This window comes from Ralstonia sp. 25C, assembly GCF_051904805.1.
In the GTDB taxonomy this organism is placed as follows: Bacteria; Pseudomonadota; Gammaproteobacteria; order Burkholderiales; family Burkholderiaceae; genus Ralstonia.
Window position 1 is genome coordinate 1,003,339 of record NZ_CP196737.1, and the last position, 12,741, is coordinate 1,016,079.

The 12,741-nt window shown below is 64.4% G+C and carries 13 protein-coding genes; 7 read left to right on the plus strand and 6 right to left on the minus strand.

The genetic code is table 11. From position 1 onward, the window contains the following. The first annotated feature begins 59 nt into the window (after positions 1 to 59). Complete coding sequence (ileS, locus tag ACS7SF_RS04680; RefSeq protein ID WP_439891895.1) at positions 60 to 2,939, plus strand: isoleucine--tRNA ligase; 2,880 nt, start codon at positions 60 to 62, stop codon at positions 2,937 to 2,939. Further along, positions 2,939 to 3,469 carry a signal peptidase II gene (gene lspA / locus ACS7SF_RS04685; RefSeq protein WP_439891896.1) on the plus strand — a complete coding sequence of 177 codons (531 nt, stop codon included), beginning with the start codon at positions 2,939 to 2,941 and terminating at the stop codon, positions 3,467 to 3,469. Before ileS ends, lspA begins: the two co-directional genes overlap by 1 nt. Before the next feature lie 27 nt (positions 3,470 to 3,496). On the opposite strand, the gene ACS7SF_RS04690 is transcribed toward lspA, so the two are convergent. After that, positions 3,497 to 4,081 (minus strand): YdcF family protein, encoded by a 585-nt coding sequence (locus tag ACS7SF_RS04690; RefSeq protein WP_439891897.1) that lies wholly within the window; start codon positions 4,079 to 4,081, stop codon positions 3,497 to 3,499. Between the two features lie 151 nt (positions 4,082 to 4,232). Here ACS7SF_RS04690 and coaBC point away from each other — a divergent pair, with 151 nt between their 5' ends. From coaBC to dut, 3 genes are read left to right on the plus strand one after another with little or no spacing between them, the layout of a single operon-like run. Further along, positions 4,233 to 5,438, plus strand: a complete 1,206-nt coding sequence (coaBC, locus tag ACS7SF_RS04695; RefSeq protein WP_439891898.1) for a bifunctional phosphopantothenoylcysteine decarboxylase/phosphopantothenate--cysteine ligase CoaBC — start codon at positions 4,233 to 4,235, stop codon at positions 5,436 to 5,438. After that, entirely contained in the window at positions 5,435 to 6,478 is a 1,044-nt protein-coding gene (locus tag ACS7SF_RS04700) for an LLM class flavin-dependent oxidoreductase (protein ID WP_439891899.1), read from the plus strand. The genes coaBC and ACS7SF_RS04700 overlap by 4 nt, the downstream gene beginning before the upstream one ends. Beyond that, positions 6,475 to 6,921 (plus strand): dUTP diphosphatase, encoded by a 447-nt coding sequence (gene dut, locus ACS7SF_RS04705; protein WP_439891900.1) that lies wholly within the window; start codon positions 6,475 to 6,477, stop codon positions 6,919 to 6,921. Before ACS7SF_RS04700 ends, dut begins: the two co-directional genes overlap by 4 nt. Before the next feature lie 75 nt (positions 6,922 to 6,996). Here dut and clpA read toward each other — a convergent pair whose 3' ends face one another. After that, a complete protein-coding gene (clpA, locus tag ACS7SF_RS04710) occupies positions 6,997 to 9,285 on the minus strand; it encodes an ATP-dependent Clp protease ATP-binding subunit ClpA (RefSeq protein WP_439891901.1) in 2,289 nt (762 codons plus the stop codon). Then, positions 9,282 to 9,608 carry an ATP-dependent Clp protease adapter ClpS gene (clpS, locus tag ACS7SF_RS04715; protein WP_003261876.1) on the minus strand — a complete coding sequence of 109 codons (327 nt, stop codon included), beginning with the start codon at positions 9,606 to 9,608 and terminating at the stop codon, positions 9,282 to 9,284. Before clpS ends, clpA begins: the two co-directional genes overlap by 4 nt. Positions 9,609 to 10,170: 562 nt before the next feature. On the opposite strand from clpS, the gene ACS7SF_RS04720 reads away from it, so the two are divergent. Continuing rightward, positions 10,171 to 10,374 carry a cold-shock protein gene (locus ACS7SF_RS04720; RefSeq protein ID WP_426394577.1) on the plus strand — a complete coding sequence of 68 codons (204 nt, stop codon included), beginning with the start codon at positions 10,171 to 10,173 and terminating at the stop codon, positions 10,372 to 10,374. Between the two features lie 184 nt (positions 10,375 to 10,558). Then, on the plus strand, positions 10,559 to 11,179 hold the full coding sequence (locus tag ACS7SF_RS04725; protein ID WP_439891902.1) for a DUF4126 domain-containing protein: 621 nt from the start codon (positions 10,559 to 10,561) through the stop codon (positions 11,177 to 11,179). A gap of 4 nt (positions 11,180 to 11,183) precedes the next feature. Here ACS7SF_RS04725 and ACS7SF_RS04730 read toward each other — a convergent pair whose 3' ends face one another. From ACS7SF_RS04730 to cydB, 3 genes are read right to left on the minus strand one after another with little or no spacing between them, the layout of a single operon-like run. Continuing rightward, complete coding sequence (locus ACS7SF_RS04730) at positions 11,184 to 11,456, minus strand: cyd operon YbgE family protein (protein WP_439891903.1); 273 nt, start codon at positions 11,454 to 11,456, stop codon at positions 11,184 to 11,186. After that, a complete protein-coding gene (gene cydX / locus ACS7SF_RS04735; RefSeq protein WP_439891904.1) occupies positions 11,453 to 11,581 on the minus strand; it encodes a cytochrome bd-I oxidase subunit CydX in 129 nt (42 codons plus the stop codon). Before cydX ends, ACS7SF_RS04730 begins: the two co-directional genes overlap by 4 nt. A gap of 17 nt (positions 11,582 to 11,598) precedes the next feature. Beyond that, a complete protein-coding gene (gene cydB, locus ACS7SF_RS04740; protein WP_439891905.1) occupies positions 11,599 to 12,741 on the minus strand; it encodes a cytochrome d ubiquinol oxidase subunit II in 1,143 nt (380 codons plus the stop codon).

A 12,741-nucleotide genomic window follows, 5' to 3' on the forward strand; every position in this document is an offset into this window, starting at 1 on the left:
CTGCACTCGTAGGCGCGCTGCACCGATCCGATTTGCCCGAATCTGCCCCACATCACACCATGTCCGATTCCAAGAAGCCCACGCCGGAGAAGAGCAAGTACCCGGTCAACCTGCTCGACACGCCCTTCCCCATGCGCGGCGACCTGCCCAAGCGCGAGCCGCTGTGGGTCAAGCAGTGGCAGGACAAGCAGCTCTACAAGAAGATCCGCGCCGCACGCAAGGGCGCGAAGAAGTTCATCCTGCACGACGGCCCGCCGTATGCGAACGGTGATCTGCACATCGGCCACGCGGTCAACAAGATCCTCAAGGACATGGTGATCAAGGCGCGCGGCCTGACCGGCCTGGACGCCGTCTACGTGCCCGGCTGGGACTGCCACGGCATGCCGATCGAAATCCAGATCGAAAAGCAGTTCGGCAAGGGCCTGCCCGTCAAGGAAGTGCAAGAGAAGGCGCGCGCCTACGCCACCGGCCAGATTGCCCGCCAGAAGGTGGATTTCGAGCGCCTGGGTGTGCTGGGCGACTGGGCCGATCCGTACCTGACCATGAACTTCCGCAACGAGGCGGATGAGGTCCGGGCGCTGGGCAAGATCCTGGAAAAGGGCTACGTCTTCCGCGGCCTGAAGCCGGTCAACTGGTGCTTTGATTGCGGCTCGGCGCTGGCCGAGGCGGAAGTCGAATACGCAGACCGGACCGACCTGTCGATCGACGTTGGCTTCCCGTTTGCCGATATCGACGCACTGGCGAGCGCCTTCCACGTGGGCGCGGATGTGCTCAAGGCCAAGCCGGGCTGGATCGTGATCTGGACCACCACGCCGTGGACGATCCCCTCCAACCAGGCGCTGAACCTGCACCCGGAAATCGAATACGCGCTGGTCGATACGACGCGCGGCTTGGTGATCGTCGCCAAGGAGCGCGTCGAAGCCTGCCTGCAGAGCTGGAAGCTCGAAGGCACCGTGCTGGCCACGTGCGAAGGCGCGGCACTCAACGGCGTGCGCTTCCACCATCCGCTGGCCAAGATGGACGCCGGCTACGACCGCACCTCGCCCGTCTACCTGGGCGACTACGTGACGATCGACACCGGCACCGGCATCGTCCACTCCGCGCCTGCGTATGGCGTGGAAGACTTCCAGTCGTGCAAGGCGCACGGCATGGTCGACGCCGACATCATCAACCCGGTGATGGGCAACGGCGTGTACGCGTCCACCCTGCCGCTGTTTGGCGGCCAGATGATCTGGGACGCCAATCCGAAGATCGTCGAAGTGCTGCGCGACTCCGGCAACCTATTCGACGCGCACAAGCACCCGCACAGCTACATGCACTGCTGGCGCCACAAGACGCCGATCATCTACCGCGCCACGTCGCAGTGGTTCGCGGGGATGGACGTGCAACCGAACGACAGCAACGCCACGCTGCGTGAGACTGCCCTGGCCGGCATCGACGCTACCGCGTTCTACCCGTCGTGGGGCAAGCAGCGCCTGCACAACATGATCGCCAACCGCCCGGACTGGACGCTCTCGCGCCAGCGCCAATGGGGCGTGCCGATGGCCTTCTTCGTGCACAAGGAAACCGGCGCGCTGCACCCGCGCACGCCCGAGCTGCTGGAGCAAGTGGCCCAGCGCATCGAGAAGAGCGGCATCGAAGCCTGGCAGACGCTCGACCCACGCGAACTGCTCGGCGATGAAGCGGACATGTACGAGAAGAACCGCGACACGCTCGACGTGTGGTTCGACTCGGGCACCACGCACTGGCACGTCATCCGCGGCTCGCACGCGGCTGACCTGTACGACGCCTCGGCGGATCTGCCGGACGGTCGCCTGGCTGACCTGTACCTGGAAGGCTCGGACCAGCACCGCGGCTGGTTCCACTCGTCGCTGCTGACGGCGTCGATGCTGTACGGCAAGCCGCCGTACAAGGGCCTGCTGACGCACGGTTTCACCGTGGACGGCGAAGGCCGCAAGATGTCCAAGTCGATCGGCAACACGATCGCGCCGCAGGAAATCGCCAACAAGATGGGCGCCGAGATCATCCGCCTGTGGGTGGCCTCGACCGACTACTCGGGCGAACTCGCCATCTCCGACGAGATCCTGAAGCGCGTGGTGGAAGGCTATCGCCGCATCCGCAACACGCTGCGCTTCCTGCTCGCCAACCTGACGGACTACGACCACGCCAAGCACGCGCTGCCGACTGAGCAATGGCTCGAAATCGACCGCTACGCCGTGGCGATGACGGACGCGCTGCAGAAGGAAGTGCTCTCGCACTACGACGTGTACGAGTTCCACCCGGTGGTCGCCAAGCTGCAGACGTTCTGCTCGGAAGACCTGGGCGGCTTCTACCTCGACGTGCTGAAGGACCGCCTGTACACCACGGCGCCAGATTCTGTGGCGCGCCGCTCGGCCCAGAACGCGCTGTACCACATCACCCAGTCGATGCTGCACTGGATGGCGCCGTTCCTGTCGTTCACGGCCGAAGAGGCGTGGCAAGTGTTCGCGCACGACACGGAGCACACCGACACAATCTTCACCAGCACGTACTACGACGCCCCGCTGCCGCAAGGCGCCAGCGCCCTGCTGGAGAAATGGGCCGCCATCCGCAACGTGCGTGGCGAAGTCACTAAGCAACTGGAAACGCTGCGCGTCGATGGCAAGATCGGATCGTCGCTGCAAGCGGAAGTGACCGTCGCAGCGGGTGACACGGTGTACGACGCACTGAACAGCCTCGGCGACGATCTGCGCTTCGTGCTGATCACGTCGGCGGCCAAGCTGGAGCGCGCGCCGGAAGGTGGCGACCTGCTGATCAGCGTGGTGCCCTCCTCGCACGCCAAGTGCGAGCGCTGCTGGCACTACCGCGCTGACGTCGGCCACGACCACGCCCACCCGACCCTCTGCAAGCGCTGCACCGACAACCTGTTCGGCGCCGGTGAACAACGGAGCGCTGCCTGATGGCCACTCGTAACAACGGTAAGAGCAAGTCGGTCGGATTGAAGAAGAGCGGTAGCGGCAGCGGCCATGGCGTGGGCCCGTGGCTGGGCCTGGCCGTCATCTGGATCCTGCTGGACCAGTTGACCAAGGTCGCCATCCTCAAGACCTTCGTCTACGGCGAATCGCGGCCCATCACCGGGTTCTTCAACCTCGTGCTGGCCTACAATCGCGGCGCGGCGTTCTCGTTCCTGGCGGCGGCCGGCGGCTGGCAGCGCTGGTTCTTCACGGGCCTGGGCATCGCGGCAGCGCTGTTCATCGTGTGGCTGCTCAAGCGTCACAGCGGGCAGAAGATGTTCTGCTTCGCGCTGGCGCTCATTCTGGGCGGCGCGCTGGGCAACGTAATTGACCGCGTTATCTACGGCCACGTGGTGGACTTCCTCGACTTCCACCTGAACACCTACCACTGGCCCGCCTTTAACGTGGCGGACTGCGGTATCTGCATTGGCGCGGTGCTGCTGATCATCGACGAACTGCGACGCGTGCGTCGCTGAGCCACCGCGTGACGGCGTGGGCGCGAATCAGTATCGGATCGCGTACCACGCCCGCTTGAGGTACTCCGCCAGAATCGTCCCGGCCTCGTAGACCGGGATCGATTTCGCGAACGTATCGCCGGCGAACACGCCGCGCGCACCCCATGTCACCTCGGGCCACACCTGGCGGAAAGCCTTGAGCGCACGGCCGGTGTGATACCAGCTCGTGACCAGCACAGCGCTATGGACGTCCTTGTCCGCAAGCGTCTGGCGCGTCATCCGAGCGTTTTCCATCGTGCTGCCCGATTCGCATTCATGGTCGATGCGATCCGCCGGCACGCCGGCCATCACAAGGCGGCGCACGATCACCAGGCAATCGCCCTGCCCGCTCACGAACACACGCGGCGCCACGCCCGCGTGATACAGCTCGGCCGCGCCGATCACCCGCTGGCCCGATTCCCCACCCAGCACGACAAGGTAATCCGCCTGACCGGGCAGCGACTCTTCGCGCAGCCACACCTTGGACTCGCGTACCAGCACGGTGCCGACAACCCCAGCCACGATGGCGCAGAGGCCAATCACAGCCAAGACATTGCGGACGGACGGGCGACGAACATTCAGACGGAAAACCATATCGCGAATAAGCATTTGAGGAAAAACCCGGGCGCCGGACGCGCTGCAGGCCAAGCCGGTATCATCGCCACACTCACTGGCAGGCCGATCCGGGCCCCGGGTTGTATCCTGCCTCGCACATTGCGTCAATCGGATTTCCAAGCGGGTTTCTATGGAACTGCAAGGCAAACATTTCGTGCTCGGCCTGACCGGCGGCATCGCGTGCTACAAGTCGGCCGAACTGGTGCGGCTGCTGACCAAGGCCGGCGCCACCGTGCAGGTGGTGATGACCGACGCCGCTACGCACTTCATCACGCCGGTGACGATGCAGGCGCTTTCCGGGCGTCCCGTCTTCACGTCCGAATGGGACAACCGCATCGGCAACAACATGGCGCACATCGACCTCTCGCGCGAGGCCGACGCCATCGTCATCGCCCCGGCATCGACGGACTTCCTCGCCAAGCTCGCGCACGGCATGGCCGACGACCTGCTCTCCACGCTGTGCATCGCGCGCGACTGCCCGCTGCTCGTCGCCCCCGCGATGAACCGGCAGATGTGGGCCGCGCCCGCCACGCAACGCAATGCCGCCCAACTGCGCGCCGATGACGTCACCCTGCTCGGCCCCGACGCCGGCGACCAGGCCTGCGGCGAAGTCGGCGACGGCCGCATGCTGGAGCCGGAAGACATCGTCGAGCGGCTCATCGGTTTCTTCCAGCCCAAGCTGCTGCGTGGGCACCGCGTGCTGCTGACGGCAGGACCAACCTTCGAGCCGATCGATCCGGTGCGCGGCATCACGAATCTCTCCAGCGGCAAGATGGGCTTTGCGCTGGCACGCGCTGCATCGCAGGCGGGTGCGGAGGTCACGCTCGTCGCCGGGCCCTGTCATCAGGACACGCCCGCCGGTGTGCTGCGCATCGATGTGCAAACCGCCCAGCAGATGCACGATGCGGTGATGCACGAGCTGGACACTACGAAGAACGACATCTTCATCGCCGTGGCTGCGGTGGCCGACTGGCGCGTCGCGCAAGCGGCCGACCAGAAGCTCAAGAAGCAGAACGACACCGACGTGCCCGCACTGGCGTTCACGCAGAACCCGGACATCCTGGCCGCTGTCGCGCGCCGCACGAATGCACCGTTCTGCGTCGGTTTTGCGGCCGAGACCGAGCGCCTGGAAGAGTTCGGCGAGGCCAAGCGCCAGAAGAAAGGCATTCCGCTGCTGGTCGGCAACCTGGGCCACCAGACCTTCGGCCGCGACGACAACGAAGTCGCACTGTTCGACGCAAAGGGCATCACCCGCCTACCGCGCGCCGACAAGCTGACGCTGGCGCGCCAGATCGTCGCCGCCATCGCGGACCGTGTGCATGGGACAAAGCCATGAGCACACCGATCCGCCTGTCCGTTCTCGACCAGAGCCCGGTCATCTACGGCCACAGCGCGCGCGACGCCATCGCCGCGACGGTCAACCTGGCCCAACTCGCTGATTCGCTCGGCTACACGCGCTACTGGTGCGCCGAACACCACGGCCTGCGCGGCGTCAGCAACCCCGCGCCCGAGGTCATGATCGCCCGCGTGGCAAGCGCCACGAAGCACCTGCGTGTCGGCTCTGGCGGGGTGATGCTGCCCTACTACAGCCCGTTCAAGCTGGCCGAGCAGTTCCGCCTGCTGGAGGCGCTGTTCCCGAATCGCATCGACCTCGGCGTCGGCCGTGCACCTGGCGGCGACATGCGCACCGCGCAGGCGGTCGCCATGGGCGACTACAACCGCGGCGACATCTTCCCGCAGCAGGTGCAGGAATTGATCTGGCACCTAACCGGCACGCTGCCGTCAGATCACCCGGCTTACGGCGTCCTCCTGCAGCCCGAGATCGACACCAAACCCGAGTTGTGGATGCTCGGCTCCAGCGATTTCGGCGGCGCACTGGCCGCGCGCCTTGGCATCCGCTTCGCCTTCGCGCACTTCATCAACCCGCACGTCGGCCACATCGTCACGAAGCAGTACCGCACCGATTTCGAACCCGGCTACGATGCGCGTCCGTATAGCGCCGCGGCCATCTTCGTGATCGCTGCCGACACGGAAGCCGAAGCGCGCCGCTATGAAGCGGCCGTCGACCTGCGCCGCGTGCAGATGGCGCTCGGTGCCAACGGCCCGATCCCAACCGTCGAACAAGGCGAAGCGCACGTCTACACCGAGCGCGACCAGGCCATCGTCATGCGCGAGCGCCCGCGCAGCATCATCGGCACACCGGAATCGATCGCCGATCAGGTGCACGCGCTCAAGGACCGCTTCGTCGCCGACGAACTGATCGTGCTCACCGTCGCACCGAGCTACAAGGCCCGCCTGCGCTCATACGAGCTGCTGGCCGAGGCGTTTGCGCTACCATCTCCGGCTTCTGCAACCTCTTCGGCCTGCCCCGCATGAAACTCGACGTCAAGATCCTCGACGCCCGCCTGCACGAACAGCTCCCGCAGTACGCCACCACCGGCAGCGCCGGGCTGGACCTGCGCGCCTGTATCGACGCCCCGCTCACCATCGAGCCCGGCACCACGCACCTGATCCCGACCGGCATGGCCATCCACCTGGCCGACCCTGGCTATGCGGCGCTGATCCTGCCGCGCTCGGGCATGGGCCACAAGCACGGCATCGTGCTCGGCAACCTGGTCGGCCTGATCGATTCGGACTACCAGGGCCAGTTGATGGTCAGCACGTGGAACCGTGGCAACACGGCCTTCGTGCTGAACCCGATGGAGCGCCTTGCGCAACTGGTGATCGTGCCCGTGGTGCAAGCCGAGTTGAACATCGTCGATGACTTTGCCGAGAGCGATCGCGGCGCGGGCGGCTTTGGGAGCACTGGTCGCCACTAGGCAACGTCCACGCAATAAAAAAACGGCCCGGAAGGTTGAACCCTCCGGGCCGTTTTCCTTGAAGCGACAGCTTCGTTAAGCCTCGGCTTCTTCCTGCGCAGGTGCCGGCGGCGCCTCGTTCTCGGAGAACTCCAGCTTCACCGCATCGGCATCGTCCAGATCCACGATCACCTTGCCGCCGTTGGTCAGCTTGCCGAACAGCAGCTCGTCGGCCAGCGCCTTGCGGATCATGTCCTGGATCAAGCGTTGCATCGGGCGCGCGCCCATCAGCGGGTCGAAGCCCTTCTTCGCCAGGAAGCGACGCAGCTTCTCGGTGAAGATGGCGTCCACCTTCTTCTCGTGCAGTTGCTCTTCCAGCTGCATGAGGAACTTGTCGACCACACGCATGATGATTTCCTCATCCAGCGAGCGGAAGCTGATGGTCGCATCCAGACGGTTGCGGAACTCCGGCGTGAACATGCGCTTGATGTCGGCCATCTCGTCGCCCTGTTCGCGCGCCGTGGTGAAGCCGATGGTCGCCTTGTTCATCGTCTCGGCGCCCGCGTTGGTCGTCATGATGATGATCACGTTGCGGAAATCCGCCTTGCGGCCGTTGTTGTCGGTCAGCGCGCCATGGTCCATCACCTGCAGCAGGATGTTGAAGATGTCCGGGTGCGCCTTCTCGATCTCATCCAGCAGCAGCACGCAATGCGGCTTCTTGGTGACGGCTTCCGTCAGCAGACCGCCCTGGTCAAAGCCCACGTAGCCCGGAGGCGCGCCGATCAGCCGGCTCACCGCGTGGCGCTCCATGTACTCCGACATGTCGAAGCGGATCAGCTCGATGCCCAGGATGAACGCCAACTGCTTGGCGACTTCCGTCTTGCCCACGCCCGTCGGGCCGCTGAACAGGAACGAGCCGATCGGCTTGTCCGTCTTGCCCAGCCCCGCGCGCGACATCTTGATGGCCGAAGCCAGCGCGTCGATGGCCGGGTCTTGCCCGAACACGACCGACTTCAGATCGCGCTCCAGCGTCTGCAGCTTGCTGCGGTCGTCCTGCGACACGCTTTGCGGCGGAATGCGGGCAATACGCGAAACAATGTCTTCGATATCCGCCTTGCCAATCGTCTTCTTCTGCTTCGACTTCGGCAGGATGCGTTGCGCGGCACCGGCTTCGTCGATCACGTCGATCGCCTTGTCCGGCAGGTGGCGGTCGGTGATGAAGCGCGCCGACAGCTCAGCCGCAGCAGTCAGCGCCGACGATGCGTACTTCACGCCGTGGTGTTCTTCGAAGCGCGACTTCAGCCCACGCAGAATCTGCACAGTCTGGTCGACGGACGGCTCCACCACATCGATCTTCTGGAAGCGACGGGACAGCGCGGCGTCCTTCTCGAAGATGCCGCGATATTCCGTGAACGTGGTCGCGCCGATGCACTTGAGCGCACCCGACGACAGCGCCGGCTTGAGCAGGTTGCTCGCGTCCAGCGTGCCGCCCGACGCAGCGCCCGCACCGATCAGCGTGTGAATTTCGTCGATGAAGAGGATCGCGTTCGGGTTGTCCTTGAGCGACTTCAGCACGCCCTTCAGGCGTTGTTCAAAGTCACCGCGGTACTTGGTACCGGCCAGCAGCGCGCCCATGTCGAGCGAGTAGACGACGGACTTCGCGAGGATGTCCGGCACTTCACCCTTGGTGATGCGCCATGCCAAACCTTCCGCAATGGCGGTCTTGCCGACACCAGCCTCGCCGACCAGCAGCGGGTTGTTCTTGCGGCGGCGGCACAGCACCTGCACCACGCGCTCGACTTCCTGCTCGCGGCCGATCAGCGGATCGATCTTGCCTGCCTTGGCCAGCGCATTCAGGTTCTGGGTGAATTGCTCCAGCGGGCTTTCCTTGCCGTCACCGGCTTCGCCTTCGGGGTTAGCGTCACCGTGCTTGGCCGGTTCGGCCTGATCCTTGCGGATGCCGTGGCTGATGAAGTTGACGACGTCCAGCCGGGTCACGCCCTGTTGCTGGAGGTAGTACACCGCGTGCGAATCCTTCTCGCCGAAGATGGCGACCAGCACGTTCGCGCCCGTCACCTCTTTCTTGCCATTGGAGGTGGACTGCACGTGCATGATGGCGCGCTGGATCACACGCTGGAAGCCCAGCGTGGGTTGCGTGTCCACCTCGTCCGTGCCGGGCACCACCGGGGTGTTGTCGGCGATGAAGTTCTTCAGATGCGTGCGGAGGTCTTCGATATTGGCGGCGCAGGCGCGCAGCACCTCCGCGGCCGTCGGGTTGTCCAGCAGCGCAAGCAGCAGGTGCTCCACCGTAATGAATTCGTGGCGAGCCTGGCGGGCTTCAACAAACGCCATGTGCAGGCTGACTTCCAGTTCTTGCGCGATCATGCTTCCTCCATCACGCACTGCAGCGGGTGACCCGCTTGCCGTGCATGGGTTGACACTAATTCCACTTTCGTCGCGGCGATATCCCGGGTGTAGATACCGCACACGCCCTTCCCTTCCCGATGCACAGTCAGCATGATCTGTGTGGCAGTCTCCCGGTCTTTGCTGAAATATTGCTGAAGGATCATCACGACGAATTCCATCGGGGTGTAGTCGTCGTTGAGCAGCAGCACCTTGTACATCGCGGGCGGTTTGAGCGCTTGCTCTTTCCGCTCCAGGACGGTGCCTGCATCGTGTTGTGGAGTGGTCGCTTGCCGGATTGCCATGGTCTTATTCTAACCACTCCTTTCGCATTCGCAATTTGGGGAAATAACACCGAGTTCAAGGTCTACAAACGGTTTGGACGAACGCATACCGATCTGCCAGCCGTTGGGCGCAAGACGCGCGCCCAGGACTACCAACGGGGTCTCGACCGATCTGCCGTTTCGACCGTTTTCCGCAAATGGGGACGATCGGGACGATTTCGAGCAAAAGCTCTTCAAAAACTGATCGTTTTTCGCCACAAACCCACCTTCGGCAGCCTTGACAGTCTGTGACTTTCCTCGAACAATCGAATTCAACATGTGCGCGCCACTGCCCCGCAAACCGTTGGCATCGCGCCTCATGAATGGTGAGCCCGGGAGGCCTCACACCAGTCGACGACAGATCGACAACCGCTCCAGGTTGTGGCGTTTTGCCACAAGAAGACCAATCGCTGGAGGCGCGGTTCCGACCGCGCCTTTTGTCGTGCCCCAGGCGCGGCCTGGCGATCGCTGCGGTACCGCTCTGCCACTGCCACGACAGGCAAACCTTCCCGGCTCGGACTTGTGTTTCCACGGAGGGGTTTTCATGGCAATCGGTACGGTTAAGTGGTTTAACGACGCCAAGGGTTTCGGCTTCATCTCGCCGGATGAGGGTGGCGAAGAGCTGTTCGCACACTTCTCGGCGATCCAGATGGCCGGCTTCAAGACGCTCAAGGAAGGTCAGCGCGTGCAGTTTGAAGTGACGCAGGGCCCGAAGGGCAAGCAGGCCACCAATATCCAGGCTGCCTGATTGGTGTTGTAGGGCACCCCCGCCTTTGGCGGCGGTGCCCAAATGCAAAAAACCCGGCGATATGCCGGGTTTTTTGTTGCCCTGGCGCAGGACAATGACCGCGACATCTCACCGCACGCAACATGTCATTTCCGTGCGGATTGCACTACGGTGAATCACTACGGGAAGCTCACCAAGGAACCGCATGCTCGAAACCGCCGCGCTGGCTGCAGGTTTGTCCTGGACCAGCGGATTCCGTCTCTACCTGGCCGTGTTTGCCGCCGGCGTGCTGGGGCGCGCGGGCTGGCTGCACTTGCCGCCCGGTTTGCAGATGCTGGAATCGTGGTGGGTGATCGGCTTGGCCGGCGTGCTGGCCGTGGCGGAATTCCTGGCGGACAAGATTCCCGGCTTCGATTCGGTCTGGGATGGCATCCACACGGTCATTCGCGTGCCTGCAGGGGCGATTCTGGCGGCCGCCGCGTTCGGGCAGCTCGATCCGCAATGGATGGTGGCGGCGGGCCTGATTGGCGGCACGCTGGCCGGAACCGCACATGCCACGAAGGCGGGCACCCGTGCGCTGATCAATACATCGCCGGAGCCGTTCTCGAACTGGGTGGCGTCATTCAGTGAAGACGTGGCGGCTACCAGTGGTTTGCTGATGGCGTTTTTCCTGCCGGTTGCGTTTCTGGTGGTGCTGGGGCTATTGCTGCTGGTGTCGGTGTGGCTGTTGCCCAAGCTATGGCGCGGTGTGCGGCGCCTGCGCGATGCGCTGCGCGGTCGTTCGTCTGAACCGCCTGCCACCGGAACGACGCGGCTGCCACGCTAGCGCATCATCCGAACGCGCGCAGGAGCCCGAACAGCGCCAAGGCCAGCGCGCAAGACCACCCGGAAAACACCACGCGCCACACCTTGTGGTGCGGAACAAACCCCACGCCGCGTACCAGCCCTGCGCTCATCGCCCAGAACAGCAGCATGGCGAGCGTGTGATCGGCGTGCCCCGCGCGATTGGCTGCGATGTACGGATAGACCGTACCCACCGCCATGACAAGCAACCCGGCAGCCAGGCTGGCCGGGTGCATGCGCGGCTTGTCTGCTGGGCTCACGCGCGGTCCTCGTCGGTGGTGGTAGTGCCGGTGGCGCGGGCATCGCTCACCTCGCCCCACATCGCATTCAGCACGGCCAGCAACACCGCAAAGCCGACGCCCAGAACCCAAGTGAAGTACCACATGTCATGTCCTCCCTGGGTCAGTAGACCGAATGCTCGTTGGCCCGGATATGGGCGACCGTCACCTTGCCGCGCATCACGCGGTAGCACCAGCTGGTGTAAGCCAACACGATGGGCGTGAAGATGACCGCCGCCCAGAACATCAGCCCGAGCGTGAAGTGGCTGGACACGCTGTCCCACACCGTCAGGCTCGCGGCCGGCATGCTGGAGGACGGCAGGACGAACGGGAACATCGACGCCCCTGCCGTGGCGATGATCCCCCCCAGCGACAGCGACGACAGCACGAACGCCACCAACGTACGCCCTGCCCGTGCGAGCCGCACCGCCAGCAGCGCACCCACCACGCCGACGATGGGCAGCAGCCACAGCAGCGGCTGCACCTGATAGTTATGCCACCACGCACCAGCGGTGCGCACCACCGTCTTCGCCATCGGGTTCGACACACCGGCCAGGTCGATGGCCGAGCTGATGACATAGCCCTCGATGCCGCCCCAGCGCAACCACGCGCCGGCCGCGATGAAGGCCACCACTGCCACGATGGCGGCCCCGGTTGCGGCCTTGGTGGCGCGTTGCTGGATGAGGCCCTCGGTGCGGTGGGCAAGGTAGATGCCGCCGTGCATGGTGATCATCGCGCTCGACACCACGCCCGTGAGGAGGGCAAACGGGTTCAGCAGTTGCCAGAACGTGCCGGTGTACGTCACCACCATGAAGGTGTCGAAATGGAACGGCACGCCCTGCAGCAGATTGCCGAACGCCACGCCAAAGATCAGCGGCGGCACCGCGCCCCCGATGAAGAGCCCCACGTCCCACGCCTTGCGCCACGTGGCGTTGTGGATCTTGCTGCGGTAGTCAAACCCAACGGGCCGGAAGAACAGCGCCCACAGTACCGCCAGCATCGCCCAGTAGAAGCCGCTGAATGCCGTGGCATACACCAGCGGCCACGCCGCGAAAATCGCGCCACCGCCGGTGATGAACCACACCTGGTTGCCGTCCCAGTGCGGAGCGATGGTGTTGATGGCGACCCGGCGCTCATCGTCGGTCTTGCCGACAAAGGGCAGCAGCGTGCCGACGCCCATATCGTGTCCGTCCATGATGGCAAAGCCAATCAACAACAGGCCGATGAGCAGCCACCAGATGACCTTGAGGGTGGGATAGTCGAGCAT

Coding starts and splice junctions, on each gene's coding strand:
- ACS7SF_RS04690 (WP_439891897.1), bottom strand. CDS start 4,081: ATGGTTTTCCGTCTGAATGTTCGTCGCCCGTCCGTCCGCAATGTCTTG.
- ACS7SF_RS04700 (WP_439891899.1), top strand. CDS start 5,435: ATGAGCACACCGATCCGCCTGTCCGTTCTCGACCAGAGCCCGGTCATC.
- coaBC (WP_439891898.1), top strand. CDS start 4,233: ATGGAACTGCAAGGCAAACATTTCGTGCTCGGCCTGACCGGCGGCATC.
- cydB (WP_439891905.1), bottom strand. CDS start 12,741: ATGCTCGACTATCCCACCCTCAAGGTCATCTGGTGGCTGCTCATCGGC.
- clpA (WP_439891901.1), bottom strand. CDS start 9,285: ATGATCGCGCAAGAACTGGAAGTCAGCCTGCACATGGCGTTTGTTGAA.
- clpS (WP_003261876.1), bottom strand. CDS start 9,608: ATGGCAATCCGGCAAGCGACCACTCCACAACACGATGCAGGCACCGTC.
- ACS7SF_RS04725 (WP_439891902.1), top strand. CDS start 10,559: ATGCTCGAAACCGCCGCGCTGGCTGCAGGTTTGTCCTGGACCAGCGGA.
- cydX (WP_439891904.1), bottom strand. CDS start 11,581: ATGTGGTACTTCACTTGGGTTCTGGGCGTCGGCTTTGCGGTGTTGCTG.
- dut (WP_439891900.1), top strand. CDS start 6,475: ATGAAACTCGACGTCAAGATCCTCGACGCCCGCCTGCACGAACAGCTC.
- ileS (WP_439891895.1), top strand. CDS start 60: ATGTCCGATTCCAAGAAGCCCACGCCGGAGAAGAGCAAGTACCCGGTC.
- lspA (WP_439891896.1), top strand. CDS start 2,939: ATGGCCACTCGTAACAACGGTAAGAGCAAGTCGGTCGGATTGAAGAAG.
- ACS7SF_RS04720 (WP_426394577.1), top strand. CDS start 10,171: ATGGCAATCGGTACGGTTAAGTGGTTTAACGACGCCAAGGGTTTCGGC.